General features: G+C 73.5%; 28 protein-coding genes. 8 read left to right on the top strand and 20 right to left on the bottom strand.

Annotated features, from left to right (window positions below; all coding sequences use genetic code 11):
* The first annotated feature begins 434 nt into the window (after positions 1-434).
* The 5 genes from IE142_RS26320 to IE142_RS26300 are packed head-to-tail and all read left to right on the top strand — an operon-like array spanning position 435 to position 6,283.
* A complete protein-coding gene (locus IE142_RS26320; protein WP_191888046.1) occupies positions 435-1,715 on the top strand; it encodes an ADP-ribosylglycohydrolase family protein in 1,281 nt (426 codons plus the stop codon).
* On the top strand, positions 1,712-2,905 hold the full coding sequence (locus tag IE142_RS26315; protein ID WP_191888045.1) for an ADP-ribosylglycohydrolase family protein: 1,194 nt from the start codon (positions 1,712-1,714) through the stop codon (positions 2,903-2,905). The genes IE142_RS26320 and IE142_RS26315 overlap by 4 nt, the downstream gene beginning before the upstream one ends.
* A complete protein-coding gene (locus tag IE142_RS26310; protein ID WP_191888044.1) occupies positions 2,893-4,266 on the top strand; it encodes an ADP-ribosylglycohydrolase family protein in 1,374 nt (457 codons plus the stop codon). Before IE142_RS26315 ends, IE142_RS26310 begins: the two co-directional genes overlap by 13 nt.
* Positions 4,248-5,462 (top strand): CaiB/BaiF CoA transferase family protein, encoded by a 1,215-nt coding sequence (locus tag IE142_RS26305; RefSeq protein ID WP_191888043.1) that lies wholly within the window; start codon positions 4,248-4,250, stop codon positions 5,460-5,462. Before IE142_RS26310 ends, IE142_RS26305 begins: the two co-directional genes overlap by 19 nt.
* Complete coding sequence (locus IE142_RS26300) at positions 5,459-6,283, top strand: HpcH/HpaI aldolase/citrate lyase family protein (protein ID WP_191888042.1); 825 nt, start codon at positions 5,459-5,461, stop codon at positions 6,281-6,283. The genes IE142_RS26305 and IE142_RS26300 overlap by 4 nt, the downstream gene beginning before the upstream one ends.
* An 81-nt stretch (positions 6,284-6,364) precedes the next feature.
* Here the strand turns inward: IE142_RS26300 and lgt are convergent, their stop codons facing one another.
* The 11 genes from lgt to hisI all read right to left on the bottom strand — a co-directional run bounded on the left by lgt (position 6,365) and on the right by hisI (position 15,252).
* Positions 6,365-7,345: a prolipoprotein diacylglyceryl transferase gene (gene lgt, locus IE142_RS26295; protein ID WP_191888041.1), complete on the bottom strand. Its 981-nt coding sequence runs from the start codon at positions 7,343-7,345 to the stop codon at positions 6,365-6,367.
* A gap of 73 nt (positions 7,346-7,418) precedes the next feature.
* Positions 7,419-8,192, bottom strand: coding sequence for a DsbA family protein (locus IE142_RS26290; RefSeq protein WP_191888040.1), 774 nt, complete (start codon positions 8,190-8,192; stop codon positions 7,419-7,421).
* An 85-nt stretch (positions 8,193-8,277) separates the two neighbouring features.
* The gene (trpA, locus tag IE142_RS26285; RefSeq protein ID WP_191888039.1) at positions 8,278-9,093 is read right to left on the bottom strand and encodes a tryptophan synthase subunit alpha; all 816 of its coding nucleotides are present in this window, start codon (positions 9,091-9,093) and stop codon (positions 8,278-8,280) included.
* A complete protein-coding gene (gene trpB / locus IE142_RS26280; RefSeq protein WP_191888038.1) occupies positions 9,090-10,373 on the bottom strand; it encodes a tryptophan synthase subunit beta in 1,284 nt (427 codons plus the stop codon). The genes trpA and trpB overlap by 4 nt, the downstream gene beginning before the upstream one ends.
* A 59-nt stretch (positions 10,374-10,432) precedes the next feature.
* Positions 10,433-10,684: a tryptophan biosynthesis modulator TrpM gene (gene trpM, locus IE142_RS37690; protein ID WP_368857247.1), complete on the bottom strand. Its 252-nt coding sequence runs from the start codon at positions 10,682-10,684 to the stop codon at positions 10,433-10,435.
* A 21-nt stretch (positions 10,685-10,705) separates the two neighbouring features.
* Positions 10,706-11,515, bottom strand: coding sequence for an indole-3-glycerol phosphate synthase TrpC (trpC, locus tag IE142_RS26275; RefSeq protein ID WP_191888037.1), 810 nt, complete (start codon positions 11,513-11,515; stop codon positions 10,706-10,708).
* A gap of 116 nt (positions 11,516-11,631) precedes the next feature.
* Complete coding sequence (locus tag IE142_RS26270) at positions 11,632-12,120, bottom strand: DUF2752 domain-containing protein (protein ID WP_229830881.1); 489 nt, start codon at positions 12,118-12,120, stop codon at positions 11,632-11,634.
* 86 nt (positions 12,121-12,206) lie between these two features.
* On the bottom strand, positions 12,207-12,458 hold the full coding sequence (locus IE142_RS26265; protein WP_191888036.1) for an HGxxPAAW family protein: 252 nt from the start codon (positions 12,456-12,458) through the stop codon (positions 12,207-12,209).
* Between the two features lie 162 nt (positions 12,459-12,620).
* Complete coding sequence (locus IE142_RS26260) at positions 12,621-13,262, bottom strand: TIGR02234 family membrane protein (RefSeq protein ID WP_191888035.1); 642 nt, start codon at positions 13,260-13,262, stop codon at positions 12,621-12,623.
* A 62-nt stretch (positions 13,263-13,324) separates the two neighbouring features.
* Entirely contained in the window at positions 13,325-14,824 is a 1,500-nt protein-coding gene (locus IE142_RS26255; RefSeq protein ID WP_191888087.1) for an anthranilate synthase component I, read from the bottom strand.
* A 29-nt stretch (positions 14,825-14,853) separates the two neighbouring features.
* Positions 14,854-15,252, bottom strand: coding sequence for a phosphoribosyl-AMP cyclohydrolase (hisI, locus tag IE142_RS26250; protein WP_043377190.1), 399 nt, complete (start codon positions 15,250-15,252; stop codon positions 14,854-14,856).
* An 82-nt stretch (positions 15,253-15,334) separates the two neighbouring features.
* Between hisI and IE142_RS26245 the strand changes: the two genes are divergently transcribed.
* Positions 15,335-15,970, top strand: a complete 636-nt coding sequence (locus tag IE142_RS26245) for a TIGR03085 family metal-binding protein (protein WP_191888034.1) — start codon at positions 15,335-15,337, stop codon at positions 15,968-15,970.
* Positions 15,971-15,982: 12 nt separating this feature from the next.
* On the opposite strand, the gene IE142_RS26240 is transcribed toward IE142_RS26245, so the two are convergent.
* From IE142_RS26240 to hisD, 9 genes are all read right to left on the bottom strand, one after another.
* Entirely contained in the window at positions 15,983-17,254 is a 1,272-nt protein-coding gene (locus IE142_RS26240) for an MFS transporter (RefSeq protein WP_191888033.1), read from the bottom strand.
* A 156-nt stretch (positions 17,255-17,410) separates the two neighbouring features.
* The gene (gene hisF, locus IE142_RS26235; protein ID WP_100044125.1) at positions 17,411-18,166 is read right to left on the bottom strand and encodes an imidazole glycerol phosphate synthase subunit HisF; all 756 of its coding nucleotides are present in this window, start codon (positions 18,164-18,166) and stop codon (positions 17,411-17,413) included.
* A gap of 46 nt (positions 18,167-18,212) precedes the next feature.
* Positions 18,213-18,608, bottom strand: coding sequence for a RidA family protein (locus IE142_RS26230; protein ID WP_191888032.1), 396 nt, complete (start codon positions 18,606-18,608; stop codon positions 18,213-18,215).
* Positions 18,605-19,330 (bottom strand): bifunctional 1-(5-phosphoribosyl)-5-((5-phosphoribosylamino)methylideneamino)imidazole-4-carboxamide isomerase/phosphoribosylanthranilate isomerase PriA, encoded by a 726-nt coding sequence (gene priA / locus IE142_RS26225; RefSeq protein WP_191888086.1) that lies wholly within the window; start codon positions 19,328-19,330, stop codon positions 18,605-18,607. Before priA ends, IE142_RS26230 begins: the two co-directional genes overlap by 4 nt.
* 17 nt (positions 19,331-19,347) lie before the next feature.
* Complete coding sequence (hisH, locus tag IE142_RS26220) at positions 19,348-19,992, bottom strand: imidazole glycerol phosphate synthase subunit HisH (protein ID WP_191888031.1); 645 nt, start codon at positions 19,990-19,992, stop codon at positions 19,348-19,350.
* Positions 19,989-20,153, bottom strand: coding sequence for a CG2302 family histidine operon protein (locus IE142_RS26215; RefSeq protein WP_043374025.1), 165 nt, complete (start codon positions 20,151-20,153; stop codon positions 19,989-19,991). The genes hisH and IE142_RS26215 overlap by 4 nt, the downstream gene beginning before the upstream one ends.
* A gap of 3 nt (positions 20,154-20,156) precedes the next feature.
* Positions 20,157-20,750 carry an imidazoleglycerol-phosphate dehydratase HisB gene (hisB, locus tag IE142_RS26210; RefSeq protein ID WP_191888030.1) on the bottom strand — a complete coding sequence of 198 codons (594 nt, stop codon included), beginning with the start codon at positions 20,748-20,750 and terminating at the stop codon, positions 20,157-20,159.
* A complete protein-coding gene (locus IE142_RS26205; RefSeq protein ID WP_191888029.1) occupies positions 20,747-21,853 on the bottom strand; it encodes a histidinol-phosphate transaminase in 1,107 nt (368 codons plus the stop codon). The genes hisB and IE142_RS26205 overlap by 4 nt, the downstream gene beginning before the upstream one ends.
* Complete coding sequence (gene hisD, locus IE142_RS26200; RefSeq protein WP_191888028.1) at positions 21,850-23,175, bottom strand: histidinol dehydrogenase; 1,326 nt, start codon at positions 23,173-23,175, stop codon at positions 21,850-21,852. Before hisD ends, IE142_RS26205 begins: the two co-directional genes overlap by 4 nt.
* 200 nt (positions 23,176-23,375) lie before the next feature.
* Here hisD and IE142_RS26195 point away from each other — a divergent pair, with 200 nt between their 5' ends.
* Complete coding sequence (locus tag IE142_RS26195; protein ID WP_191888027.1) at positions 23,376-24,953, top strand: oxidoreductase; 1,578 nt, start codon at positions 23,376-23,378, stop codon at positions 24,951-24,953.
* A gap of 122 nt (positions 24,954-25,075) precedes the next feature.
* Positions 25,076-26,101 carry a hypothetical protein gene (locus IE142_RS26190; RefSeq protein ID WP_191888026.1) on the top strand — a complete coding sequence of 342 codons (1,026 nt, stop codon included), beginning with the start codon at positions 25,076-25,078 and terminating at the stop codon, positions 26,099-26,101.
* The last annotated feature ends 9 nt before the right edge of the window (positions 26,102-26,110 follow it).

The raw sequence follows: 26,110 nt of genomic DNA, 5'->3' as shown, positions 1-26,110 counted from the left end.
GGGCACACCGAGCGCGTCGGTGGCCCCGGCGCGGACCCGGCGCGGGGCGACCCGCTCGCGAAGCCGGATGCCGTACGGCACGAGGAACTCACCCCGGGCGCGAGCGCAGCGCGGGCCGGAGCACTCGCCACGGACCCGAACGGCACACCGCACCCACCAGCCGGCACCGGCACCGGCACCAGCACCAGCACCAGCACCAGCACCAGCACCAGCACCAGCACCAGCACCAGCACCGACGCCGTACATCCCCACGACGCCCCGCCCCCGACCCACTCCCCCAGCCCCCGCGCGGACGCCGTACCACAGGACGCGTCCGCACCCGACGGCGGCCGGAGGACCCGGACCTCCGTACACGCGGGCGCGTCCGAGCCGACCCCCGCGCGGGACGACACTCTCGGTACGGGCCCGGGCGAGACGGCGACGAAGGCGGGGGCGTGACCAGGGGACGGCCCGGCGAGGAGCCGGCCACCACCGCGTACGTCGCCCCGCCCGACGCGCCGGAGGCGCCCGCACCCGCCGGGAGCGGGCACCGCTCGCTGTCCGGAACCGCCACGACGCACCGCACTGCCGCGTGGCCCGACCACCCCGCGGGCGATCGCATCGAGGGCCTGCTCCTCGGGCTCGCCGCCGGAGACGCCGCAGGCTGGCCCGCCGCCCGGCACCGGGCCGCGCGGATGCCTGAGTGGACCCGCCGCCTCACCCGCGAGCTGGACACCTTCGCCGAGCAGAACGCCACCACCACCCTCCCCGTGCCCATCGCGCTGAACCAGCCCCCGGAGCCGCTGCGCCTCGGCCCCTCCGACGACGCCGAGTGGGCGGCGTTCGCGGCGGAGGCGGTGCTGCGGGCCGGGGACGATGCGGCGCTCGGCGACCTGAGCCGGGAGCGGCGGATGCGGGCCGCGATCGACCTGACCTGGAACGCCGTAGCCAGCGAGGTGGCCGCGGCGACGGACCGCGCCCTGGAGGCCGAGTCGGCGGTGCTGCCGCTGCGGGCCCGCATCTCGGTCCGGGCCGGGCTCGGCAACCTCGCCACCGGTCTGCGCCCGCCCGCCACCGGCCACGACAACCCGCACTACTTCGACGACGCCGCCTGCGTCCGCGCCTGCGTCCTCGCCGTCGCCCACCCCGGCGCCCCGCGCCCCGCCGCCGACCTCGCCGAGTTCGACGCCCGCTACACCCAGGACGGCGACGGCGTGCACGGCGCCCGGGCGATGGCGGCGGCCCTGGCCTGCGCCCTCGACGGCGCCGGCGTACGCGCCTGCGTGGCGGCGGCGCTCGCCGAACTCCCCGAGGAGACGGAGATCGGCCGCAACGCCCGCCAGGCACTGGCCCTCGCGGCGGACGCCGAGAGCACCTTCGCGCTCGTCCCGCTGCTGGAACACAGAATCGTCGACCACGTCTACAGCTACGGCATCGCCGCCGCCGAGACCGTCCCGGTCGCCCTCGCCCTCGCCACCGCCGCCGGAGGCCGCATCGCGGAGGCGGTGCCGGCGGCGGCCTGCCTCTCGCGGGTCGCGGACTCCGCCCCCGCGCTGGCCGGCGCCCTCACCGGCGCCCTGGGCGGCGGCGCTGCGATCCCCGCGTCCTGGCGGGAGACGTGCCGGACGCTGTCCGGCTGCGCACTGCCCCGGCTCACCGGCACCGACCTGGTCGAACTCGCCGGACTCCTGCACGCCACGCACCGGCCCCGACCGGAAGGACCGCACCCGGCATGACGACACCCAGCACACCCACCGCGACCCGCGGCGGCGACACGACGACGCCCCTGGACGAGCGCATCACCGGCGCCCTCGTCGGCGCGGCGGTCGGCGACGCGCTCGGCGGCCCCGTCGAGGGATACTCCCCCGAGCAGATCCTCGAACGCCACGGCGGCCGCGTGAACGGGATCGTCGGCCCCTGGAACGGCGACGATTGGCGCACCGCCCGCCCCATCGCGCCGTACCACAAGGGCGACGGCCACGTCACCGACGACACCCTGATGACCCACGCGCTGGTCCGGGTCTACGACACGGTCCGCGACCACCTCGACGCCCACGCGGTCGCCGAGCACCTGGTCCCGGACCTGATGACGAACCCGCGCTGGATCCCGGAACTGGAGGCCGAGGCGCTGCCCCTCCAGCGGATCTTCCTGGCGGAGAAGTGGCTGGTGGCCAGGATCCACTACGGCCACGTCGACCCGCGCGAGGCGGGCACCGGCAACATCGTCAACTGCGGTGCCTCGATGTACATGGCCCCGGTCGGCCTGGTCAACGCCGCCAACCCGGTTGGGGCGTACGCCGAGGCGCTGGACGTCGCGGGCGCCCACCAGTCGTCGTACGGCCGCGAGGCGGCCGGTGTCCTCGCGGCGGCGGTGGCCGCGGCCTGCGCACCCGGGGCGACGCCGGAGTCGGTGGTGGCCGCCTGTCTGTCCCTGGCGAAGGACGGCACCCGAGCGGCAATCGAGGCGGTCTGCGAAGTGGCCGCGGGGTACTCGGACTTCGAGTCGGCGCTCGCGCCGCTGCGGGTGGCGGTCGCCCCCTACGACACGGTGGGCGCCGACTACCGCGCGCCCTCGCTCGGAGCCCGCCGCCCGTCCCGGCTGCACGCGATCGAGGAACTGCCCGTCGCCCTCGGCATGCTGCTCGTCTCCGGCGGAGACTTCCGGCACGCGGTCCTGGGTGCGGTGAACTACGGCCGCGACTGCGACTCCATCGCCACGATGGCGGGCGCGCTGGCCGGGGCGCTGGGCTCACCGGTGCCCGAGGACTGGGCCAAGACGGTCGCGGAGGCGAGCCGGCTGGACCTGTGGGCACCGGCGGCGACGCTCACCGAGGTCGCGCGGGAGGTCTTCGAGCGTGACGTACAACGGCGCCGCGCGCACGAGGAGGCGTTCGCCGCGATCGGGGGCGCGGGATGCTCCGCCTGACCTGGGTCCAGCCCGAAGACCTGATCGGAGCCGAGCTGCGCCAGGCGCGGCTCGACGGCCGCAACCCCTCGGCGGTCGCGGCCCGCTGGCGGGCGGCGGGCGGCTGCGAGGCCCCGCCCCGGGCAGGCGCGTCCCCCCGGCCGGCCTCCCCCTACCTCCGCCTGCTGGCGGAGGACCTCCTGGACGAACTGGCCGATCTGCCCAGCCCCTTGACGGAGAAGGAACCGACGGACCTCGACCGGATCAAGGCCCTGTGCCCGGACTGGCCCGCCCCCCGCCCCGCGACCGTGTCCCCCGCCCGCCTGGAAGCCGCCTGGTTCGGCCGGGCCGTCGGCTGCCTCCTGGGCAAGCCCGTCGAGAAGCTCCCCCTGACCGGCATCCGTCTCCTCGGCCGGGCGGCCGGCAACTGGCCCCCGACCGACTACTTCACCGCCCGGGGAGTCGCCGCCGACCTCCTCGCCGCCCACCCCTGGAACCGCCGCTCGGCGTCCACCTCCCTGGCCGAGAACATCGACGGGATGCCCGAGGACGACGACCTCAACTACCCTCTCCTCGACCTGCGGCTCCTGCAACGCCACGGCAGGGCCTTCACCACCGCCGACGTGGCCCGCCTCTGGCTCGACGAACTCCCCGCCGGCCGCGCCTTCACCGCCGAACGCGTCGCCTACCGCAACCTGCTCTGCGGTCTCGAACCCCCGCACACCGCCCGCCACCGCAATCCGTTCCGCGAGTGGATCGGCGCCCTGATCCGCGCCGACGTGCACGGCTGGACCAACCCCGGCGACCCGGCCGCCGCAGCCGAGCAGGCCCACCGGGACGCGACCCTCACCCACACCGGGGTCGGAGTCCACGCGGCGATGTTCGCCGCGGCCGTCCTCGCCACCGCCGCGACCGGCGCGCACGACGTCCACACCTGTCTGCGCACCGGTCTCACGGTCGTACCGCCCGGCTCCCGCCTCGCCGAGGCCGTCCGCCACGCCGTCCACCTCGCCGGGCGGCACTCCGACTTCGACACGGTCGTGGACGCCCTGCACGCCCGCCACTCCCCCGACCACCACTGGGTGCACGCCGTCCCCAACACCGCGCTGATCGCCGCCGCCCTCACCCACGCGGACGGCGACTTCACCGGCTCGGTCTCCCGTGCGGTGTCGGGCGGCTGGGACACCGACTCCAACGGCGCCACCGTCGGCAGCGTCGCCGGTCTGCTCGCCGGCTCCCCCGCCGCCCTGCCCGAGCACTGGACGGCGCCGCTGAAGAACCGTCTGACCACCTCCGTCGGCGACTTCGACGGCATCGGCTTCGACACCCTCGCCCACCTCACCCACACGGAGGCCACCCGCCCATGCCCCGGCCCGTCGTGACTCACCCCGCTCCCGCTCCGCTGACCGGCCTGCGCGTCCTCGACCTGGCCACCCTTTTCGCGGGCCCCCTCGCCGCCACCGTGCTCGGGGACTTCGGCGCCGAGGTGATCAAGGTGGAACACCCCCGGCGACCGGATCCGTCCCGGGGCCACGGCCCGTCCAAGGACGGCATCGGCCTGTGGTGGAAGGTGCTGGGCCGCAACAAGCGCACCATCACCCTGGATCTCTCCAAGCCCGCCGGCCGCGCCACCCTCCTCCGCCTCGCCGCGACCGCCGACGTCGTCGTCGAGAACTTCCGCCCCGGCACCCTGGAGAAGTGGGACCTGGGCTGGGACGAGCTGTCCGCCGTCAACCCGCGCCTGGTCCTCACCCGCGTCACCGGCTTCGGACAGTTCGGCCCGTACGCGCGCCGCCCCGGCTTCGGCACCCTGGCCGAGGCCATGAGCGGTTTCGCCGCGATGACCGGCGAGCCGGACGCACCCCCGACGCTGCCCCCGTTCGGGCTCGCCGACTCCATCGCCGCCCTGGCGACCGCGTACGCCGTGATGACGGCGCTGGCCGCCCGGGACCGCACCGGCGAGGGACAGGTCGTCGACATGGCGATCATCGAGCCGATCCTGACCGTGCTGGGCCCGCAGCCCACCTGGTACGACCAGCTCGGCCACGTGCAGCCCCGCACCGGGAACCGGTCCCAGAACAACGCGCCCCGCAACACCTACCGCACCGCCGACGGCACCTGGGTCGCCGTCTCCACCTCCGCCCAGTCGGTCGCCGAGCGCGTGATGCGGCTGGTGGGGCGACCCGAACTGGTCGACGAGCCCTGGTTCGGGTCGGGCGCCGACCGCGCCCGGCACGCCGACGTGCTCGACGCGGCGGTCGGCGACTGGATCGCCCGGCACAGCCGCGCCCACGTGCTGGCGGCCTTCGAGAAGGCGGAGGCGGCCGTCGCCCCGGTGCAGGACGTGCGGGACGTGATGGCCGACCCCCAGTACCGGGCCCTCGACACCGTCACCACGGTCGACGATCCGGAGCTCGGCCCGCTGCGCATGCAGAACGTCCTCTTCCGGCTCTCCGCCACGCCCGGCGCGATCCGCTGGGCGGGCCGCCCGCACGGTGCGGACACCGAGGAGGTGCTGACCGAGCTGGGCCTGGCCCCGGCGGACGTGAAGGAGCTGCGTGAGGAGGGCGTCGTATGACCGCACCCGTGCTGACCTGGTTGTACGCCCCCGGAGACCGGCCCCGGGTGGTGACCAAGGCGCTGGCCGCAGGTGCCGACGTGGTGGTGATCGACCTGGAGGACGCGGTCGCCCCCGACCGCAAGCGCTACGCCCGCGAGGCCACCGCCGAGCTGCTCTGCGAGCCGCAGCCGGTGCCGGTCCACGTCCGCGTCAACGCCCTGGACGGGCCCCTGGCCGCGGCCGACCTCGCGGCGCTGGCCGCGCTGCCGGGGCTGTCCGGGCTGCGGCTGCCCAAGGTGACCTCTCCCGAACAGGTCGCCGGTGTCGCGGCGGCCACCGGCGGACCGCCCCTGTACGCGCTGCTGGAGACCGCCCTGGGTGTGGAGCGGGCGTACGCGATCGCGGCCGCCCATCCGTCGCTGCGCGGCATCGCCCTCGGGGAGGCCGATCTCCGTGCCGACCTGGGGGTAGGCGGCGACCCGGGACTGGACTGGTCGCGTTCGCGAGTGGTCGTGGCCGCGCGGGCGGCACGTCTGGCGCCGCCGTCGCAGACGGTGCATCCGGACACCCGGGACCTGGAGGGTCTGGCGGCGTCCTGCGCGCACGGCCGGGCCCTGGGCTTCCTAGGCCGCGCGGCGATCCACCCACGCCAACTGCCGATCATCGAGCGGGCGTACCTGCCGACCGAGCGGGAGCTGGAGGAGGCGGAGACGATCGTGAAGGCGGCCACCGCGCAACCGGGCGCGCTGGCCCTGCCGGACGGGCGGTTCGTCGACGCGGCGGTGGTGGCGACGGCCCGGCGCACCCTGTCGCTGGCCCGGCGGCCCGCGCTGTCCTGACGCCGGTGTCCCGACGAACGCGGAGGGCGCCCGGATCCGTTCCGGGCGCCCTCCGCGACGTACGAGATGACGACCGCCGCGTCAGGACTTCTTGGCCGAGTCGGCCCCGTCCTTCACGTCCTTCTCCGCGTCCTTCACGGCCGCGTCGCCGGTGTCCTCGTTCTCCACGACACCCTCGGCGTCCTCGGAGCCCCGGGAACCGGCGTCCCGCGTCGTGCCGTCCCCGGCGTCACCGCCGACGGACTCCGCGCCGGGCTCGACCACGGCCTCCCGGCCCGGCCGCATCCGCGCCGAGAGCACGATGTACACCACGGCGAGCAGGAAGACGAACAGCGCGGTCCAGTTGTTGAGCCGGAGGCCCAGGATGTGGTGGGCGTCGTCGACGCGCATGTACTCGATCCAGAAGCGGCCCGCGCAGTAGGCCGCGACGTACAGCGCGAACGCCCGCCCGTGACCGAGCTCGAAGCGGCGGTCGGCCCAGATGACGAGCACGGCGACGCCGATGCACCACAGCGACTCGTACAGGAACGTCGGGTGGTAGGTGCCCGGGACCCGTCCGTCGGCCGACGAGGTGATCTCCACGGCCCAGGGCAGGTCGGTGGCCTTGCCGTACAGCTCCTGGTTGAACCAGTTGCCCCAGCGGCCGATGGCCTGCGCGAGGGCGATGCCGGGGGCGACGGCGTCGGCGTAGGCGGGCATCGGGACGCCCCGGCGCCGGGCGCCGATCCAGGCACCCACCGCGCCGAACGCGATCGCGCCCCAGATGCCGAGCCCGCCCTCCCAGATCTTGAAGGCGTCGACCCAGTCACGGCCCTCGCTGAAGTACAGCTGGTAGTCCGTGATCACGTGGTAGAGCCGACCGCCGATCAGGCCGAAGGGAACGGCCCAGACCGCGATGTCGGCCACCGTGCCGGCCCGCCCGCCGCGGGCGATCCAGCGCTTGTTGCCGAGCCAGACGGCAACGAAGACGCCGATGATGATGCAGAACGCGTAGCCGCGCAGCGGGATGGGACCGAGGTTCAGCACCCCGCGCGACGGGCTGGGAATGAAGGCAAGTTCCATGGCAGGGTCGACGCTACCGTGTCGGGCGGTGCCCGCGGCGGGCAGCCCGGCTACGGGTCCGTAACACCGTCCGCTACTTGTTGGCGTCCTCCACCAGCTGCTTCAGCTTGGCCGGGGTCATGGAGCGGTCCTGGTAGACGTTCTTGCCGTCCAGCAGGACGGTGGGTGTGCCGCTGAAGCCGCCGGAGCGGAAGGCCTCGTTGGACTTCTCCACCCAGCTGTTGTGCGTGCCGTTCTTCACGCACTCCTGGAACGCGGTGGTGTCCAGGCCGTCGACCTTGCCCGCCAGGTCGAGCAGCTTGTCCTCGTCGGCGTACGCGTCGTCGGTCTCGGCGGGCTGGTCGGTGAACAGCACGTCGTGGTAGGCCGGGAACTTCCCGGCGTCCTGGGCGCAGGCCGCCGCGTTGGCGGCCTTGCGGGAGCCGGTGCCGCCCATGTTGCCGTCGATGATGGTCGCCAGGTGGTACTCGACCTTGAGCTGCCCGGCGTCGGTGAGCTCGTGGATCGTGTCGCGGTACGCCAGCTCGAAGGCCTTGCAGGCCGGACAGCGGAAGTCCTCCCAGATGACGAGCGTCGACTTGGCGCTCTCCTGGCCGACCGGGATCGCGAGGCTGTCCTTGCCCTGGGCCCCTGAGGGCGCCACGACCGGGCCGGACGACTCGCTGCCGTCGTCCTTGCCCGCGTTGGCGGCGATCACGCCGATCACCGCCGCGAGCCCGAGGACGCCCACCACGCTCGCGCCGACGATCAGCGCGCGCCGGCGCTTGTCCCTGGACTTCTGCTTCTCGCGCTCGGCCGCCAGCTTCTGGCGGGCGGTGCGCCTTCCCTCTCGGTTCTTCTCGCTCACACCCCGCAGAACGAACCGGGGAGGCGCACCGCGCCTCCCCGGTCCCAGGACCACTCGTACGAGGGACCCTGTCACGTGCGTCCCGTCACGCCTGTCCGCGCACGCCCTTCGCCAGGTCGGCGGCGAGCGCGCGGACGCCCTCCACGCCGGCCGCGGCGTCGGGGGCGTCCAGCATGCGCTTGACGAAGGCCGAGCCGACGATCACGCCGTCGGCGAAACGGGCGACCTCGGCGGCCTGGGCGGCGTTGGAGACGCCGAGCCCGACGCAGACCGGCGTGTCGGTGGTGGCGCGGGTGCGCCGCACCAGGTCCTCGGCCTGCGCGCCGACCGTCTCACGGGTCCCGGTGACGCCCATCAGGGAGGCGGCGTAGACGAAGCCGCTGCCGGCCGCGGTGATCTCGGCGAGCCGTTCGTCCTTGCTGCTGGGCGCGACCACGAAGACGGTGGCGAGCCCGTGCTTGTCCGCGTGCTCCCGCCACAGCGCCGACTCCTGGACGGGCAGGTCGGGCAGGATGCACCCGGCCCCGCCGGCCTCGGCCAGCTCGGCGGTGAAGCGCTCCACGCCGTAGCGGTCGATGGGGTTCCAGTACGTCATGACGAGGATCGGCTTGCCGGTGGCCGCGTGCGCCTCCCGGACCGTCCGCATCACGTCGGCGATCTTCAGGCCGCCGCGCAGGGCGATGTCGTCGGCGGTCTGGATGACCGGACCGTCCAGGACCGGGTCGCTGTGCGGCAGTCCGACCTCCACGACGTCGGCGCCGCCGTCGAGGGCGGCCTCGACCGCCGCGATGCCGCCGTCCACGGTCGGGAAGCCGGCCGGGAGGTAGGCGATGAGGGCGGCGCGGCCCTCCGCCTTCGCCGCGGCGAGGGTGTCGTTCAGCAGCTGCACGTTCCCGCTCACTTGGCGTCCCCCTCGATCTCGGCGGTGCCGGAGGCGTCCTCGGTGACCTCGGCGTCGGTGTCGTACAGCCCGAAGTAGCGGGCGGCGGTGTCCATGTCCTTGTCGCCGCGGCCGGACAGGTTGACGACGATCAGCCCGTCCCTGCCCAGTTCCTTGCCGACCTCCAGGGCGCCGGCCAGCGCGTGGGCGCTCTCGATGGCCGGGATGATGCCCTCGGTGCGCGACAGCAGGCGCAGTGCCTGCATGGCGGCGTCGTCGGTGACCGCCCGGTACTCGCCGCGGCCGGAGTCCTTGAGGTAGGCGTGCTCGGGGCCGATGCCCGGGTAGTCGAGGCCGGCCGAGATCGAGTACGGCTCGGTGATCTGACCCTCTTCGTCCTGGAGGACGTAGGACCGGGAGCCGTGCAGGATGCCCGGCTCGCCCGCGGTCAGGGTGGCCGCGTGCTCTCCGGTCTCCACGCCGTGCCCGGCGGGCTCGCAGCCGATGAGGCGGACGTCCGCGTCGGGGATGAAGGCGTGGAAGAGGCCGATGGCGTTCGAGCCGCCGCCGACACAGGCGATGGCGGCGTCGGGGAGGCGTCCGGCCTGCTCCAGGAGCTGGCGGCGGGCCTCGACGCCGATGACTCGGTGGAAGTCGCGCACCATGGCGGGGAAGGGGTGCGGGCCGGCGACGGTACCGAAGAGGTAGTGGGTGCGGTCGACGTTGGCGACCCAGTCGCGGAAGGCCTCGTTGATCGCGTCCTTCAGCGTGCGGCTGCCGGACTTCACGGCGATGACCTCGGCGCCGAGCATGCGCATGCGGGCCACGTTGAGGGCCTGGCGGCGGGTGTCGATCTCGCCCATGTAGATCGTGCAGTCGAGCCCGAAGAGCGCGCAGGCGGTGGCGGTCGCCACGCCGTGCTGGCCGGCGCCGGTCTCGGCGATGACGCGGGTCTTGCCCATGCGCTTGGTGAGCAGGGCCTGACCGAGCACGTTGTTGATCTTGTGCGAGCCGGTGTGGTTCAGGTCCTCGCGCTTGAGGAAGACCCGGGCTCCGCCGGCGTGCTCGGCGAAACGGGGCACCTCGGTGAGCGCCGAGGGGCGGCCGGTGTAGTGGACGAGGAGGTCGTCCAGCTCCCGGGCGAACTCGGGGTCCGACTTGGCCTTGTCGTACTCGACGGCGACCTCGTCGACGGCGGCGACGAGGGCCTCGGGGATGAACTTGCCGCCGTACGCCCCGAAGTAGCCTTCCGGGCTGGGGGTCCGACCCTCGGGGTCGGGGATGAAGAAGTTGCTGGGCATGCGGGTACCTCACGGTGAGTGTCCGGTTCGGGCAGATTCGCCGTGGGGGGCGGGGCAAGTCAGGCCGCCGCGGGCCGTCCGTGGTCGCTCGCGCCCACGCGACGGAGTCGCAGATTCACTGGGAGCCCCGCGCCCCTTACGGGGCGCTGAGGCCATCGCATGCCGTTCACCTGCCCCGGCTCATCCCCGATGACGTACCGCACCCGGCGGCCGTGGACCCGGCGGGCGGGGGCGCGGCAGCCGCGGGGGCGGCAGCCGCGCGCCAGGCGCGCGTACGGGTCCCGGGGGGCCGGGGTGAGCGGAAGCGTCATGCGGGCCAGCCTACCGGGGTGTCAGCCCCGGCCGTGGCGCAGTGCCGGGTGTTCGCCGGCGGCGACCAGGTCGGCGACGGCGGTTCTGGGGTCGCGGCCGGTGACCAGGGACTCGCCGACCAGGACGGCGTCGGCGCCTTCGTTGGCGTAGGCGATGAGGTCGTGCGGGCCGCGGACGCCGGACTCGGCGACCTTGACGATGTGGGCGGGGATCTCCGGGGCGACCCGCTCGAAGGTGCCGCGGTCGACCTCCAGCGTCTTCAGATTGCGCGCGTTGACGCCGATGATCTTGGCGCCGGCGGCCACCGCGCGCTCGACCTCGTCCTCGTCGTGGACCTCCACGAGCGGGGTGAGCCCGATGGACTCGGCGCGCTCGATCAGCGACTCCAGCGCCGGCTGCTCGAGGGCCGCGACGATCAGCAGCACCAGGTCGGCGCCGTGCGCACGGGCCTCCCAGAGCTGGTACGAGGTGACGATGAAGTCCTTGCGCAGGACCGGGATGTCCACGCGGGCGCGGACGGCCTCCAGGTCGGCCAGCGAGCCGCCGAAGCGGCGCTGCTCGGTCAGGACGGAGATGACGGCGGCGCCGCCCGCCTCGTAGTCCGCGGCGAGGCCGGCCGGGTCGGCGATGGCGGCCAGCGCGCCCTTGGACGGGCTGGAGCGCTTGACCTCGCAGATGACCTTGACGCCCTCGCCGCGCAGGGCGGAGACGCCGTCCTTGGCGGGGCGTGCCTTGGCCGCGCGCTCCTTGAGCTCGTCGAGGCTGACGCGCGCCTGCCGCTCCGCGAGGTCGGCACGGACTCCGTCGATGATCTCGTCGAGCACACTCACGCGAGCGGCCCCCTTCCAGGCGGCGGAACGTACGGTCACTGCGATGGTATCCGGATCCGGGCACCGGCCTCGCATCCGGTTGACGCCAGTCCGATACCTGGACGTCCAGCAGATGATCAGGGGCGGAGCCAGCCACCGAAGGGCAGGTTCCGGACAACCGTGAAGGCCAGCATCAAGGTCCCCGCCACCCACAGGTGGACCGGGCCGAGGGCGACGCGCACGGGCCGGCCGCGCGCCACGCGGACCACCCAGACGGCCCAGAGCACGGCGAAGCCGAGGTAGGCGAGGACGGCCGGGGCGTTGGCCTGCAGCGCGGTCAGCACGTCCCCGTGGACGAAGGCGTGGGCACTGCGCAGCCCGCCGCAGCCGGGGCAGAGGACGCCCGTGAAGCGCAGCAGGGGGCAGACGGGGTAGTGGCCGGGCTCGTTGGGGTCCACACCGCCCACGTAGGCGAAGGCGCCGGCCACGGCCGCGAGGACCCCGGCCGGGACCGCGAGGCGGCCGAGCAGGGCGGGCCCGCGCGTCGCTCCCGGGGGCACCGTCGTGCCCTGGGTGAGGGTCCTGCTCGGCGTCGGTTTCCCGGTCTCGGCGTCCACCCTGGGCATTCTGCCTCCGGGCGGTCTCGCACGCACGCGAGGGGCGGGTCGGCACCCGGGTGCCGGCCCGCCCCTCGGGAGGTGTCGTCGCCCGGTCAGCCCTTGGCGCCGACCGGCTCGCTGTCGCCGGTGACCTGGTGCACGGGGTGCGTGTGCCGCGGCTGGCCGAGGCCCATCATGCGCATGATGCCGCCCACGGCACCGCCGAGGAGGACGATCGCCATGCCGGCCCAGAAGCCCACCGGCTGGGCCGCCACCATGAACACGCCCGCGATGCAGAACCCGATGAAGGCGATGATGACACCCGTCCAGGCGGCCGGGGTGTGACCGTGGCTGCTGCCCGCCATTGCTTGCTCCTCGTTGCTGTGTGCCAAGTCTGAGCAGGACGCTCGGGTTCATTGTCCCGCACGGGCGCGCGCGACATGAGCGGGGGTGCTCCCCACGCGCGCGTGGTGACCGGCGGGAGCGGTTCCGGACGGGTGCCCGGGAGGGTGCGGATGAACCGCCGGTCAGGCGCCGGTCGGGTCCTCGCCGCGGTCGAGGGCCTTCCAGAGGTCCTCGGGGCGGTCAGGGTCGACGGTCTGCGGCCTGCGGCGCGGACGCGGCGTGCCGTCGCGCTCGTAGCGGCCGGACATCGCGGGCCACAGGCGTCCGTAACGCAGGGCGAGCAGCCCGGCCAGCAGGAGCAGGGCGCCGCCGACGGCCGCGACGTACGGCCAGGCGGTGTGGGTGAGGGCGTCCACGGTGGCCGAGGTGTCGCCGGCGGCCTCGGCGGCCTTGTCGTCCAGGGCGGAACTGTCGGAGGCGCCGGCCAGGGCCGCGGCGACGGTGCCCGCGCCGCACAGCGTGAGCAGGGCGGCGACCGCGAACCGGCCCGCGCGGCGGACGGCGAAGACGGCGACGAGCGCGGCGAGGCCCACTATGGCGAGCGCCGCGGGTACGCCCGTGACGTCGCTGCCCTTGGCCGTCAGCGGGAAGGCGCCGCCGGCCACCGTCGCGGTTCCCTCCGACCACTCCTGCCGGGTGGCGAGCAGGGCGACGGCCGCGCCGAGCGCGCCGCACAGCAGAGCGGCGGCGAGGCTCCGGCGGCCGGACCGGGCGGGGCCTGCGGCTGGGTTGCGGGGGTGAGGAACAGCTGTCACGTACTCCACTATCACCCGAACCCCGGGCGAACCGTCACCCGGGGTCTGGAATCCGCGGCGTGAGAATGGCCCTATCGCCCCAGCCGGTTGGCCGTGTGCACCGCGCGGAGCACTGCCGCCGCCTTGTTGCGGCACTCGGTGTCCTCGGCGACCGGATCGGAGTCGGCGACGACGCCCGCGCCGGCCTGGACGTAGGCGGTGCCGTCCCGCAGCAGGGCGGTGCGGATGGCGATGGCGGTGTCGGAGTCGCCCGCGAAGTCGAGGTAGCCGACGCAGCCGCCGTACAGGCCGCGCCGGGACGGTTCGAGTGCGTCGATGATCTGCAGGGCGCGCGGCTTGGGGGCGCCGGAGAGGGTACCGGCCGGGAAGCAGGCGGTGAGGACGTCGAAGGCGGTGCGGCCCGGGGCGACGCGGCCGGTGACCGTCGAGACGATGTGCATGACGTGCGAGTAGCGCTCGACGGACATGAAGTCGACGACCTCGACCGAGCCGGGCTCGCAGACCCGCCCGAGGTCGTTGCGGCCGAGGTCGACGAGCATCAGGTGCTCGGCGCGCTCCTTGGGGTCGGCGAGCAGTTCCTCGGCGAGGGCCTGGTCCTCCTGCGGGGTGGCGCCACGGGGGCGGGTGCCGGCGATGGGGTGGACCATGGCCCGCCCGTCCTCGACCTTGACCAGTGCCTCGGGGGAGGAACCGACGACGTCGAAGCCGTCGAGGCGGAGCAGGTACATGTACGGCGACGGGTTGGTGGCCCGCAGCACCCGGTACACGTCCAGCGCGCTAGCCGTGCACGGCGTCTCGAACCGCTGCGAGGGGACCACCTGGAAGGCCTCGCCCGCGCGGATGCGCTCCTTGATGTCCTCGACGGCGCCCTGGAAGTCGGCGCCGCCCCACAGCGCCGTGTACTCGGGCAGCTCGGAGGGCGGCAGCGCGGCCGGCGGCTGGGCGACCGCGCGCGTGAGGTCGGCCTCCATGGCGTCCAGACGGGCGATCGCATCGGCGTACGCCTCGTCGACACCCGTCTCCAGGTCGTTGTGGTTGATCGCGTTGGCGATCAGCAGGACCGAGCCCTCCCAGTGGTCCATGACGGCGAGGTCGCTGGTGAGCAGCATGGTCAGCTCGGGGAGCTTCAGGTCGTCCCGCTCCCCGGGGCCGACCTTCTCCAGGCGGCGCACGATGTCGTAGCCGAGGTAGCCGACCATGCCGCCGGTGAAGGGCGGCAGGCCCAGGTCGTGGGCGAGGTCGCGCGGCGTGTGCAGGGCCTCGACGGTGGCGCGCAGGGCGGCGAGCGGGTCGCCGTCGGTGGGGACGCCGACGGGCGGGGTGCCCTGCCAGTGGGCCTGCCCGTCCTTCTCGGTGAGGGTGGCGGCGCTGCGGACGCCGACGAAGGAGTACCGAGACCACTGGAACGCTGTGCGGCCGTTCTCCGCGGACTCCAGGAGGAAGGTGCCGGGGCGCTCTGCGGCGAGCTTGCGGTACAGCGCGACCGGGGTGTCGCCGTCGGCGAGGAGCTTGCGGCTGACCGGGATCACCCGGCGGTCGGCGGCCAGCTTGCGGAAGGTGTCGAGGTCCATGACGTCCATGTCGTCCATGTGGGCAGACCCTACTGATCCGTGCCGGGCGCGCCGTCCGTGCGGGCGTCGAGCAGCACGTCCGCGTCGAAGCAGGTGCGGGTGCCGGTGTGGCAGGCGGCGCCGACCTGGTCGACCTTGACGAGGACGGTGTCGGCGTCGCAGTCCAGGGCGACGGACTTCACCCACTGGAAGTGCCCCGAGGTGTCGCCCTTGACCCAGTACTCCTGGCGGCTGCGCGACCAGTAGGTGCAGCGCCCGGTCGTCAGCGTGCGGTGCAGTGCCTCGTCGTCCATCCAGCCGAGCATCAGCACCTCCCCGGTGTCGTACTGCTGGGCGATGGCGGGCAGGAGGCCGTCGGCGCTGCGCTTGAGGCGGTCGGCGATCTCCGGGGCGAGCGGGCTGGGCCGCCGGGGGGAGCTGCTGGTCATGACGCCCATTGTGCCGCGCGGGACTGACACGCCACCGCGCCGTCCATTGGGCGGACCCGGCGGACGGTCGTAGGCTGACTCCATGTCGACTTTCGCCAAGCGTGAACGACTTCTGCTCGCGGACCTGTTGGAGACGGCGGGTCCGGACGCCCCGACCCTCTGCGAGGGCTGGCGCACCCATGACCTGGCCGCGCACGTGGTGGTGCGCGAGCGCCGGCCGGACGCCGCCGGGGGCACCCTGATCAAGCAGCTGGCCTCCCGGCTGGACCGGGTGATGGAGGAGTACGGCGCCAAGCCGTACGAGGAGCTGATCCAGCTGATCCGCACGGGTCCGCCGCGCTTCTCGCCCTTCCAGCTCAAGCAGGTCGACGAGGCCGCCAACACGGTGGAGTTCTACGTCCACACCGAGGACGTCCGCCGTGCCCAGCCGGACTGGTCGCCGCGTGAGCTGGACCCGGTCTTCCAGGACGCCCTGTGGTCCCGGTTGGAGCGCGCCGCGCGGCTGATGGGCCGGGGCATCCCGACGGGCCTGGTGCTGCGCCGCCCGAACGGCCAGACGACGGTCGCCCACCGGGGCACGCCGGTGGTGACGGCGACGGGCGAGCCGTCCGAGCTGCTGCTGTTCGCGTACGGGCGGCAGAGCGCGGCGAAGGTGGAGCTGGATGGCGAGGAGGACGCGATCGCCAAGCTGCACGAGACGAAACAGCTGGGGATCTGAGCGCCGGGGCCGCTACTTCGGCAGTTCGGCCCGCCGTACGCCCGGTGCGCACAGGGCGACCACTCCGCCGAGGGCGCATACCGCCGCGCTGACGGCGAAGACGGGACCGGTGCCCCAGGCGCCGATGGCGGCGGCGGACAACGGCATGCTCAACGGTGCGACGCCCAGGCTGACGATCCCGGCGACGGCGGTGACGCGTCCCAGGTAGGCGGGGTCGGACTGGGTCTGCAGCAGCGCCCCGCACATGGCTCCGCTGAGCCCGGTGAGCAGCCCGACGGCCGCTGCGGTGCCGACGGCCGCGGGGAGCCCCGGGGCGTGCGCGAGGGCCGCGATCGCCGCCGCGCCGGGGATGATGGCCCCGGCGGCGACGCACCCGGCGCGCGGTACGCGTCCCCGGACGGTCAGCAGCAGGGCGGCGGCTCCGGCGCCCGTGCCGAAAGCCGCGAGCACCCAGCCCATACCGGATGCGCCCCAGCCCCGCTCGTCGGCGAGCAGGGTGAGCCCGATGTTGAGGGGGCCGACGAAGCCGAGGTCGCCGAGGGCGATGGCCACCATCAGCGGGCCGAGGACGCGGTGGCGGCGGACGTAGCGGAGCCCGCCCACCAGGTCCCGCCAGGCGGTGGTGTCCCGCGCGGCGGTCGTGGCGGTCGCGTCGTCGGCGGGCAGTTCACGCATCCGTACGGAGATCAGCAGCGGCACGGACACGGCGATCAGCAGGCCCGCGCAGGCGAAGGCGGCCGCCGCGCCGCCGGCCGCCACGCCGAGCCCGCCCAGCGGTGCGCCCACGACGGCGGCGAAGCGGATGGCGAGGCCGCGCATGCCCTGGACGCGGGCGAGCTGGTCCTTGCCGGTGATCCGCGCCGGGAGTGCCCCGACGGCGGGCATGAACACGGCGTCGACGGTGCCGAAGACGACGGCGAGGAGCGCGAGGAGCCACAGTCCGGGGTCGGTGGCGAAGAGCACGGCGGCCACCGCCAGGACGGTGAGGCACCGTACGGCGTCACTGCCGACGACGACCCGCCGCGGGCCGAACCGGTCGGCGACCACCCCGCCGCCCAGCATCAGCAACGCGCGGGGCACCGCGCTGACGGCGGTGACGATCCCGGCCTCGGCGGGGCTGCCGTGCTGCACGGCGGCCCAGGACAGCGCGAGGTAGAAGACGGTGTCCCCGAGCATGGACGCGGTGTAGGCGGCGACCCAGCGCAGGACGTTGGGGTCGCGGTGGGCGGGGCGGTCGGCGGTGGCGCGGGCCCGGCCGGTGGCTGTGTCGGTGAGGTCGGTCACTCGTGCGCGAGCCGTTTGATCGCGACGCCCTGCTCCTTGGCTTCCGCGCGCAGCCCGGCCGGCTCCTCCTCGGTGAACTCGATCGTGATCCCAGGCATATGAGCACCCTAGCGGGGCCACGACCGCCTTCACTACCAAGAAGGATGCCTCATGAAACTACCGGACGGGATGCCCCGCCCCCCGCAGCGCCTCCTTCACCTGCCCGATCCGCAGGTCGCCGAAGTGGAAGACGGACGCCGCCAGTACCGCGTCCGCGCCCGCCTCGACCGCCGGGGCGAAGTGGGCGAGGCTGCCCGCGCCGCCCGAGGCGATGACCGGGACCGACACGTGCTTGCGGACGGCCGCCAGCATCTCCAGGTCGTAGCCGTCCTTCGTGCCGTCCGCGTCCATCGAGTTGAGCAGGATCTCCCCCGCGCCCAGTTCGGCGGCGCGGTGCGCCCACTCCACGGCGTCGATGCCGGTGCCGCGCCGGCCGCCGTGGGTGGTGACCTCGAAGGTGCCGGCCTCGGTGCGGCGGGCGTCGACCGACAGGACCAGGACCTGGCGGCCGAAGCGCTCGGCGATCTCGCGGATCAGGTCGGGGCGGGCGATGGCGGCCGTGTTGACGCCCACCTTGTCCGCACCGGCCCGCAACAGCTTGTCGACGTCGTCGGCGGTGCGCACGCCACCGCCGACGGTCAGCGGTATGAACACCTGCTCGGCGGTGCGGCGCACCACGTCGTACGTCGTCTCGCGGTCGCCCGACGAGGCGGTGATGTCCAGGAACGTCAGCTCGTCGGCGCCCTCGGCGTCGTACACCTTGGCCATCTCGACGGGGTCGCCAGCGTCGCGCAGGTTCTGGAAGTTGACGCCCTTGACGACCCGGCCGTTGTCCACGTCCAGGCAGGGGATGACTCGGACCGCCAGGGTCATGAATCCACGGCTCCTCTTGCTCGCAAAGCCTCTTGCTGCTCTCTGACTACTGCTCTCTGAATGCTTCCAGCTCCACCGACACCAGCACCCGCGAGTCCATGAAGCCGTCCACGACCAGCAGGGTCGTGACCGGGCGTACGGCGTCGAACAGCTCCTTGTGGGCGCGGCCCACCTCGTCGACGTCCCGCGCGTGGGCCAGGTACACCCGCGTCCGGATCACGGACTCGATGCCGAGCCCGAACTCGCCGATCGCGTCGACGGCGGTACCGAAGGCCACCTTGGCCTGTTCATAGGGGTCGCCCTCGCCGTACAGCATGTCGTTCTTGAAGGCGGTCGTGCCCGCCACAACGACACGATCGCCCGCCGCGACGGCCCGTGCGAAACCGAAGGACTCTTCCCAGGGACTTCCGCTCTGCACGCGCCGTACGGCTTCGGATGTCATGGCGACACAGCCTCCAAGGCTTCTTCCAGGGTGAACGCCTTCGCGTACAGGGCCTTCCCGACGATAACCCCCTCGACACCGGCCGGGACCAGACCGGCGATGGCGCGCAGGTCGTCCAGGGACGACACGCCGCCGGACGCCACGACCGGGCGGTCGGTCGCCGCGCAGACGTTCTTCAGGAGCTCCAGGTTCGGGCCCTGGAGGGTGCCGTCCTTGGCGATGTCGGTGACGACGTAGCGGGCGCAGCCCTCCTTGTTGAGCCGCTCCAGCGTCTCGTAGAGGTCGCCGCCGTCGCGGGTCCAGCCCCGGCCGCGCAGCGTCGTGCCCCGTACGTCGAGACCGACGGCGATCTTGTCGCCGTGCTCGGCGATGACCTTGGCCACCCACTCGGGGGTCTCCAGGGCCGCCGTGCCGAGGTTGACGCGGGTGCAGCCGGTGGCGAGGGCGGCGGCGAGGGTGTCGTCGTCGCGGATGCCGCCGGACAGCTCCACCTTGATGTCCATCGCCTTGGCGACCTCGGCGATCAGCTCGCGGTTGTCCCCGGTGCCGAAGGCGGCGTCCAGGTCGACCAGGTGCAGCCACTCGGCGCCGGAGCGCTGCCAGGCGAGGGCGGCCTCCAGCGGGGAGCCGTAGGAGGTCTCGGTGCCGGACTCGCCGTGCACGAGGCGGACGGCCTGGCCGTCGCGGACGTCGACGGCGGGGAGGAGTTCGAGCTTGCTCATCTCTACCGGGCTCATCTCTACAGGGTCTCGATCCAGTTGGTGAGGATCTGGGCGCCGGCGTCGCCGGACTTCTCGGGGTGGAACTGGGTGGCCCACAGGGCGCCGTTCTCCACGGCGGCCACGAAGGGCTTGCCGTGCGTCGACCAGGTGACCTTGGGGGCGGCGATCAGCGGGTTGTGCGTCTCCAGGGACCAGTCGTGGACGGCGTAGGAGTGCACGAAGTAGAACCGCGCCTTCGCGTCCAGGCCGGCGAAGAGCTGGGAGTCGGCGGGTGCCTCGACGGTGTTCCAGCCCATGTGCGGGACGACGTCGGCCTGCAGCGGGCCGACCGTACCGGGCCACTCGTCCAGGCCGTCGGCCTCCACGCCGTGCTCGATGCCGCGCGCGAAGAGGATCTGCATGCCGACGCAGATGCCCATCACCGGGCGCCCGCCGGCCAGCCGGCGTTCGACGACCCAGTCGCCGCGGGCGGCCCGGAGGCCGTCCATGCAGGCGGCGAAGGCGCCGACGCCGGGGACCAGCAGCCCGTCGGCGTTCATGGCCTTGTCGTAGTCACGGGTGATCTCGACGTCGGCTCCCGCGCGCGCGAGGGCGCGCTCGGCGGAACGGACGTTGCCGAAGCCGTAGTCGAAGACGACGACCTTCTTGGTGGTGGCGGTCAACTCCACACCTCCAGCCTCAGCACACCCGCCAGGAGACACATCGCGGCGCCGATGGAGAGCAGCACGATCAGGCCCTTGGGCATCTGCTGCTTGGCGAAGGAGATGATGCCGCCGATGAAGAACAGACCGACGACGATCAGCGCGGTGGACGTACCGTTCATGGGTTACAGCGCGCCCTTCGTGGAAGGCAGGATGCCGGTCGCGCGCGGGTCGCGCTCGGAGGCGTAGCGCAGGGCCCGGGCCAGCGCCTTGAACTGGCACTCCACGATGTGGTGCGCGTTGCGCCCGTACGGCACGTGCACGTGCAGGGCGATCTGCGCCTGCGCGACGAAGGACTCCAGGATGTGCCGGGTCATCGTGGTGTCGTACTCGCCGATCATCGGCGCCATCTTCTCGGGCTCGGTGTGCACGAGGTAGGGGCGGCCGGAGAGGTCGACGGTGACCTGGGCGAGTGACTCGTCCAGCGGGACCGTGCAGTTGCCGAAGCGGTAGATGCCCACCTTGTCGCCGAGGGCCTGCTTGAAGGCGGCGCCCAGCGCGAGGGCGGTGTCCTCGATGGTGTGGTGGGAGTCGATGTGCAGGTCGCCGTCGGTCTTCACGGTCAGGTCGAACAGACCGTGCCGGCCGAGTTGGTCGAGCATGTGGTCGTAGAAGCCGACGCCGGTGGCGATGTCGGTCTTGCCGGTGCCGTCGAGGTCGATCTCGACGAGGACCGAGGTCTCCTTGGTCGTGCGCTCCACGCGTCCCACGCGGCTCATGTGCTCTGCTCCTTCTTGACTTCACGGACCGCGTCGAGGAACGCGTCGTTCTCCTCCGGGGTGCCGGCGGTGACCCGCAGCCATCCCGGTACGCCGTTGTCCCGGACCAGGACGCCCCGGTCGAGGATCTCCCGCCAGGTGGCGTGGGAGTCCGCGAACCGTCCGAACTGGACGAAGTTGGCGTCGGACTCCGTCACCTCGTAGCCGATGGCGCGCAGCTCTGCCACCAGCCGGTCCCGCTCGGCCTTCAGCTGCTCGACGTACTTGAGCAGCGTGTCCGTGTGCTCCAGGGCGGCCAGCGCGGTCGCCTGGGTGACGGCGGACAGGTGGTACGGCAGCCGTACGAGCTGGACGGCGTCCACGACGGCCGGGTGCGCGGCGAAGTAGCCGAGGCGCAGGCCCGCCGCGCCGAACGCCTTCGACATGGTGCGGGAGACGACGAGGTTCGGGCGGCCGTCCAGCAGCGGCAGCAGGGATTCTCCGTGGCTGAACTCGATGTAGGCCTCGTCGACCACGACCATGGAGGGCCTGGCGGTCTGGGCGGCTTCGTGGAGGGCGAGGACCGTCTCGGCCGGGACCGCGTTGCCGGTGGGGTTGTTGGGGGTGGTGATGAAGACGACGTCCGGACGGTGCTCGGCGATCGCCTTTTCGGCGGCGGGCACGTCGATGGTGAAGTCCTCGTGGCGCGGGCCGGAGATCCAGCCCGTGCCGGTGCCGCGCGCGATGAGGCCGTGCATCGAGTACGACGGCTCGAAGCCGATCGCGGTGCGGCCCGGCCCGCCGAAGGTCTGCAGCAGTTGCTGGATGACCTCGTTGGAGCCGTTGGCCGCCCAGACGTTCTCGACGCCCACGGTGTGGCCGGAGGTGTCGGTGAGGTACTCGGCGAGCCTGGTGCGCAGTTCGACCGCGTCCCGGTCCGGGTAGCGGTTGAGGTCGCGGGCGGCCTCGCGGACCCGCTCGGTGATCCGCTCGACCAGTGCCTCGGGGAGCGGGTAGGGGTTCTCGTTGGTGTTCAGCCGTACCGGCACGTCCAGCTGGGGCGCGCCGTAGGGGGACTTGCCGCGCAGCTCGTCCCGTACGGGGAGATCGTCGATGCCTGTCACTTGCCGTCCGGGACCTTCCAGTCGAACCGTGCCTTGATCGCCGCGCCGTGCGCGGGCAGGTCCTCCGCCTCCGCCAGCGTCACCACGTGGTGCGCGACCTCGGCGAGGGCGTCGCGCGTGTAGTCGACGACGTGGATGCCGCGCAGGAAGGACTGCACGGACAGGCCCGAGGAGTGGCAGGCGCAGCCGCCGGTGGGCAGGACGTGGTTGGAACCGGCCGCGTAGTCACCGAGCGAGACGGGCGCCCAGGGGCCGACGAAGATCGCGCCGGCGTTCTTGACGCGGTCGGCGAGGGCGGCGGCGTCGGCGGTCTGGATCTCCAGGTGCTCGGCGCCGTAGGCGTCGACCACGCGCAGGCCCTCGTCCATGCCGTCGACCAGGACGATCGCGGACTGGCGGCCCTTCAGCGCGGGCACGATCCGGTCGTCGATGTGCTTGGTGGCCTCGACCTGCGGCCTGAGCTCCTTCTCGACCGCGTCGGCGAGTTCGACGGAGTCGGTGACCAGGACGGCGGCGGCCAGCGGGTCGTGCTCGGCCTGGCTGATCAGGTCGGACGCGACGTGCACCGGATCGGCGGTGGCGTCGGCCAGGATCGCGATCTCGGTCGGACCGGCCTCGGCGTCGATGCCGATCTTCCCCGTGAAGTAGCGCTTGGCGGCGGCGACCCAGATGTTGCCGGGGCCGGTGACCATGTTGGCGGGCGGACAGGACTCGGTGCCGTACGCGAACATCGCGACGGCGGTGGCGCCGCCGGCCGCGTAGACCTCGTCGACGCCGAGCAGGGCGCAGGCGGCGAGGATCGTGGGGTGCGGAAGCCCGCCGAACTCGGCCTGCGCCGGGGAGGCGAGCGCGATCGACTCGACGCCGGCCTCCTGCGCGGGCACGACGTTCATGATCACGGACGACGGGTAGACCGATCGCCCGCCGGGAGCGTACAGCCCGACCCGCTCGACCGGGACCCACTTCTCGGTGACCGAGCCGCCGGGGACGACCTGGGTGGTGTGTGTGGAGCGGCGCTGCTCGCGGTGGACGAGGCGGGCGCGGCGGACGGACTCCTCCAGGGCCGCGCGCACGGCCGCATCGAGCTCCTCCAGCGCGCGCGTGAGCGCGGCGGCCGGAACCCGGACCTGGTCCAGCGCGACCCCGTCGAACTGCTCGGCGAAGTCGATCAGCGCCGCGTCGCCACGATGATGCACGGCCTCGCAGATCGGGCGCACCTTGTCCAGGGCGGCCGCGACGTCGAAGTCGGCTCGGGGCAGCAGGTCGCGCAGGGCGGGACCCTCGGGGAGGGCGTCGCCGCGCAGATCGATTCGGGAGATCACGGAACCAATTCTCTCAGACCCGCGTCGGACACCGTTCGCACGTATCAATGGCTGATACAGAACGCGACAGTCCCTCGGGTGCCGTGGCGGGATTCGGCAGATCGCCCTCACTTTGAGTGTTCAGCTGGTCACTCAGTGGGCATGAACGGTTGTACGAAGGGTGAGCGACCGGCGAGTAGTTGGGGAGGGGGTGAAGCGTCGTGACCGAGGGGGCCGGCCACCGTGACGGAGAGCTGCCGGACGACCTGACGGCCGCCGAGGCGGGCATGTGGCAGGCCTTCCGCAACGGCAGCGTGTACGACCTGTCCAGCGGCGACACGCTCGTCGACGACCCGCACGGCGGGCGTTCCTGGGGGCCGGAGCGGACCGTGCGGGCGCGCATCGTGTGCTGGCTGCTCCTCGACGGTCCGCCCGCGCTCGCGGGCCGGGTCTCCTCGCTGCAGCTCGTGGGCGTGCGGATCAGCGACACGATGGACCTCGCGGGCGGCACGGTCGATCCCTACGTCGAGCTGCGGGCCTGCCGTTTCGACCGGGAGGTCCTGCTGCCGGAGACCCGGTTCACGACGGTGCGGCTGGTGGACTGCTCGGTGCCGCGCCTGGAGGCGGCGCGGTTGCAGACCGAGGGCGACCTGCACCTGCCGCGCTGCCGGTTCCGCAACGGCGTCCGGCTGACCGACGCGCAGATAGGCACCGACCTGCTGCTGAACCAGGCGATCGTGCACCGGGACCGCAGCGGCCGCTCCATAGCGGCGGACGGCATGACCGTCGGGCAGGACCTGCAGGCCGAGATGCTGGAGTCGCACGGCGAGGTGAGCCTGCGCAGCGCACAGGTCGGTGTCTCGCTGAGCCTGCGCGGCGCCCGGCTCCTCAACCCGTACACGCGGCACGCGCTGAACGCCCCGCAGCTGACCGTGGAGCGCACGCTGTACATGACCCCGGCGGGTCTGGGCAGCCCCCTGCTGCGCGGCACCACCCCGGCCCAGGGCACGCGGATCCAGCGCTTCGAGTGCGAGGGCGGGGTGCGGCTGGACGACGGGCGGTTCGGCGACGCCGTCGACTTCGAGCACGCCCGGTTCACCTTCACCGACGACCAGGAGCTGTCGCTGCGCCGGGTGCAGACGCCCGAGCTGCGGTTCCTCGGCGAGCGGCCGGCGCGCGGGCGGGTGGTGCTGTCGGGGGCGCGGGTGGTCAACCTGATGGACCGGGCGGACAGCTGGCCCGGTCCCGGCCGGCTGCACATGGGCGGCTTCGCCTACGAGAACCTTGTGCCGCGGGGGCCGTTCCCGTTGGAGAAGCGGCTGCGGTGGGTGGGCGCCGCCACCGCCGAGTACAACCCGGAGCCGTACGAGCGCCTCGCCGCCGTGCTGCGGGCCGGCGGCGAGGACGAGGACGCCCGCGAGGTGCTGCTCGCCAAGCACCGCCGGCGCCGCGAGAGCCTGCCCGTCGCCGCGAAGCTCGTGGGGTACGCCCAGGACTGGACGGTCGCCTACGGCTACCGGCCGGGCCGGGCGGCGGTGTGGATGGCGGTGCTGTGGGCCGCGGGCTCGCTCGCCTTCGCCCGCGCCGACCCGCCCCCGCTGAAGAACGGCGAGCATCCGGACTGGAACCCGGCCCTCTTCGCCCTCGACCTGCTCCTGCCTGTCATCGACCTCGGCCAGGTCGGCTTCTGGCAGCTGCACGACGGCTGGCAGTGGCTGGCGACGGTCCTGATCCTGCTGGGCTGGATACTGGCGACGACCGTGGCGGCGGGTGCGACCCGTCTGCTGCGCCGCAACTGACCGGGCGAGACACGAAGTCCCCCGTCCGACGGGGCCCGCGACTACGCGGGTGGGTACTCCGAACGGCCGAAGGCGGCCCGAGGCCGCACAACCATCGCGAACCGTCGGCCGTCGTACTGGCCATGCTGCGCGCGTTCCTCCGGACGGCGGCCCGGGCCCGCTCGCGGGCGCCCCGGCCCGCCCATGACGACGACGTGCTCCTCGACGCCCCAGACGACCGCCTCGCCCCCGCCCTCGTCGCGGCGGCCCACGGCGAGCACGCACCCGCGGCCGCGCTCCTCACCGCCACCCGCGAGAACGCCGAGTGGGAGCACCGGGACCGCTACGCGACCGGACTCGCCGCCTTCGCGCGCTCCCGCACCGAGTGGCTGGCCCACTGGCGCGCCACCACCCCGGACGACCCCGACGCCCTCCTGATCGAGGGCCGGCTGACGGTGGACCGCCACTGGGACTCGCCGGCCCGCGCGGAGCTGCTGCGTCAGGTGGCCCCCGCGGTCACGGCCGCCGCGGAGGCCGCCGGACGCGACCCGGTGCCGTGGCGGACCGTTCTGGACGCCGCGCGGGGCGCCCGATCCGGCCACGCCGAGTTCGAGCGGCTGTGGGAGCAGGCGGTGCGCCGTGCCCCGCACCACTACGGCTGCCATGTGGCCGCCCTGGAGTACCTGGCCGCCGCCTCCCCCGGCGCCCACCGGGAGTGCCTGGACTTCGCCGAGACCGCCGCGCACGACGCGCCCGAGGACTCCCCGGTACGGGCGCTGCCACTGCGAGCGGCCTTCACCTGTCTCACCGCGAACGGCGGCGACGACCCGGCCGGCGTGCACCGGGACCGCCTCGACGCGGCGGCCGACCGCGCCATCGCTCTTTCGGCCACCCACCCGGCGGCCGACCCGTGGTCCGCCGGGCTGCGCAACCTCCTGACGTACGTCCTGCTCCGCCTGGAGCGTCCCCAGGACGCGGCGGAACAACTGCGTCTGACCGGCCCGTACGTCACGTCCTTCCCCTGGGACCAGGACGGGGACGACCCGCTCGGCCGCTTCCTCCGGGTGCGCGCGGACGTCCGTGCGGCGGTGGGCTCCGCGCCGGACACGGCGGGTTCGGGTCATCCACGAAGTGGGCGCGGCGGTCGCGTCCGCGCGGACGACCATTAGGCTTCTGCG

The sequence above is a fragment of the Streptomyces mutabilis genome (genome assembly GCF_014649815.1).
GTDB lineage: Bacteria > Actinomycetota > Actinomycetes > Streptomycetales > Streptomycetaceae > Streptomyces > Streptomyces mutabilis.
Note: the sequence above shows the minus strand (reverse complement) of the source record. Positions and strands in the feature narration are given on the sequence as shown.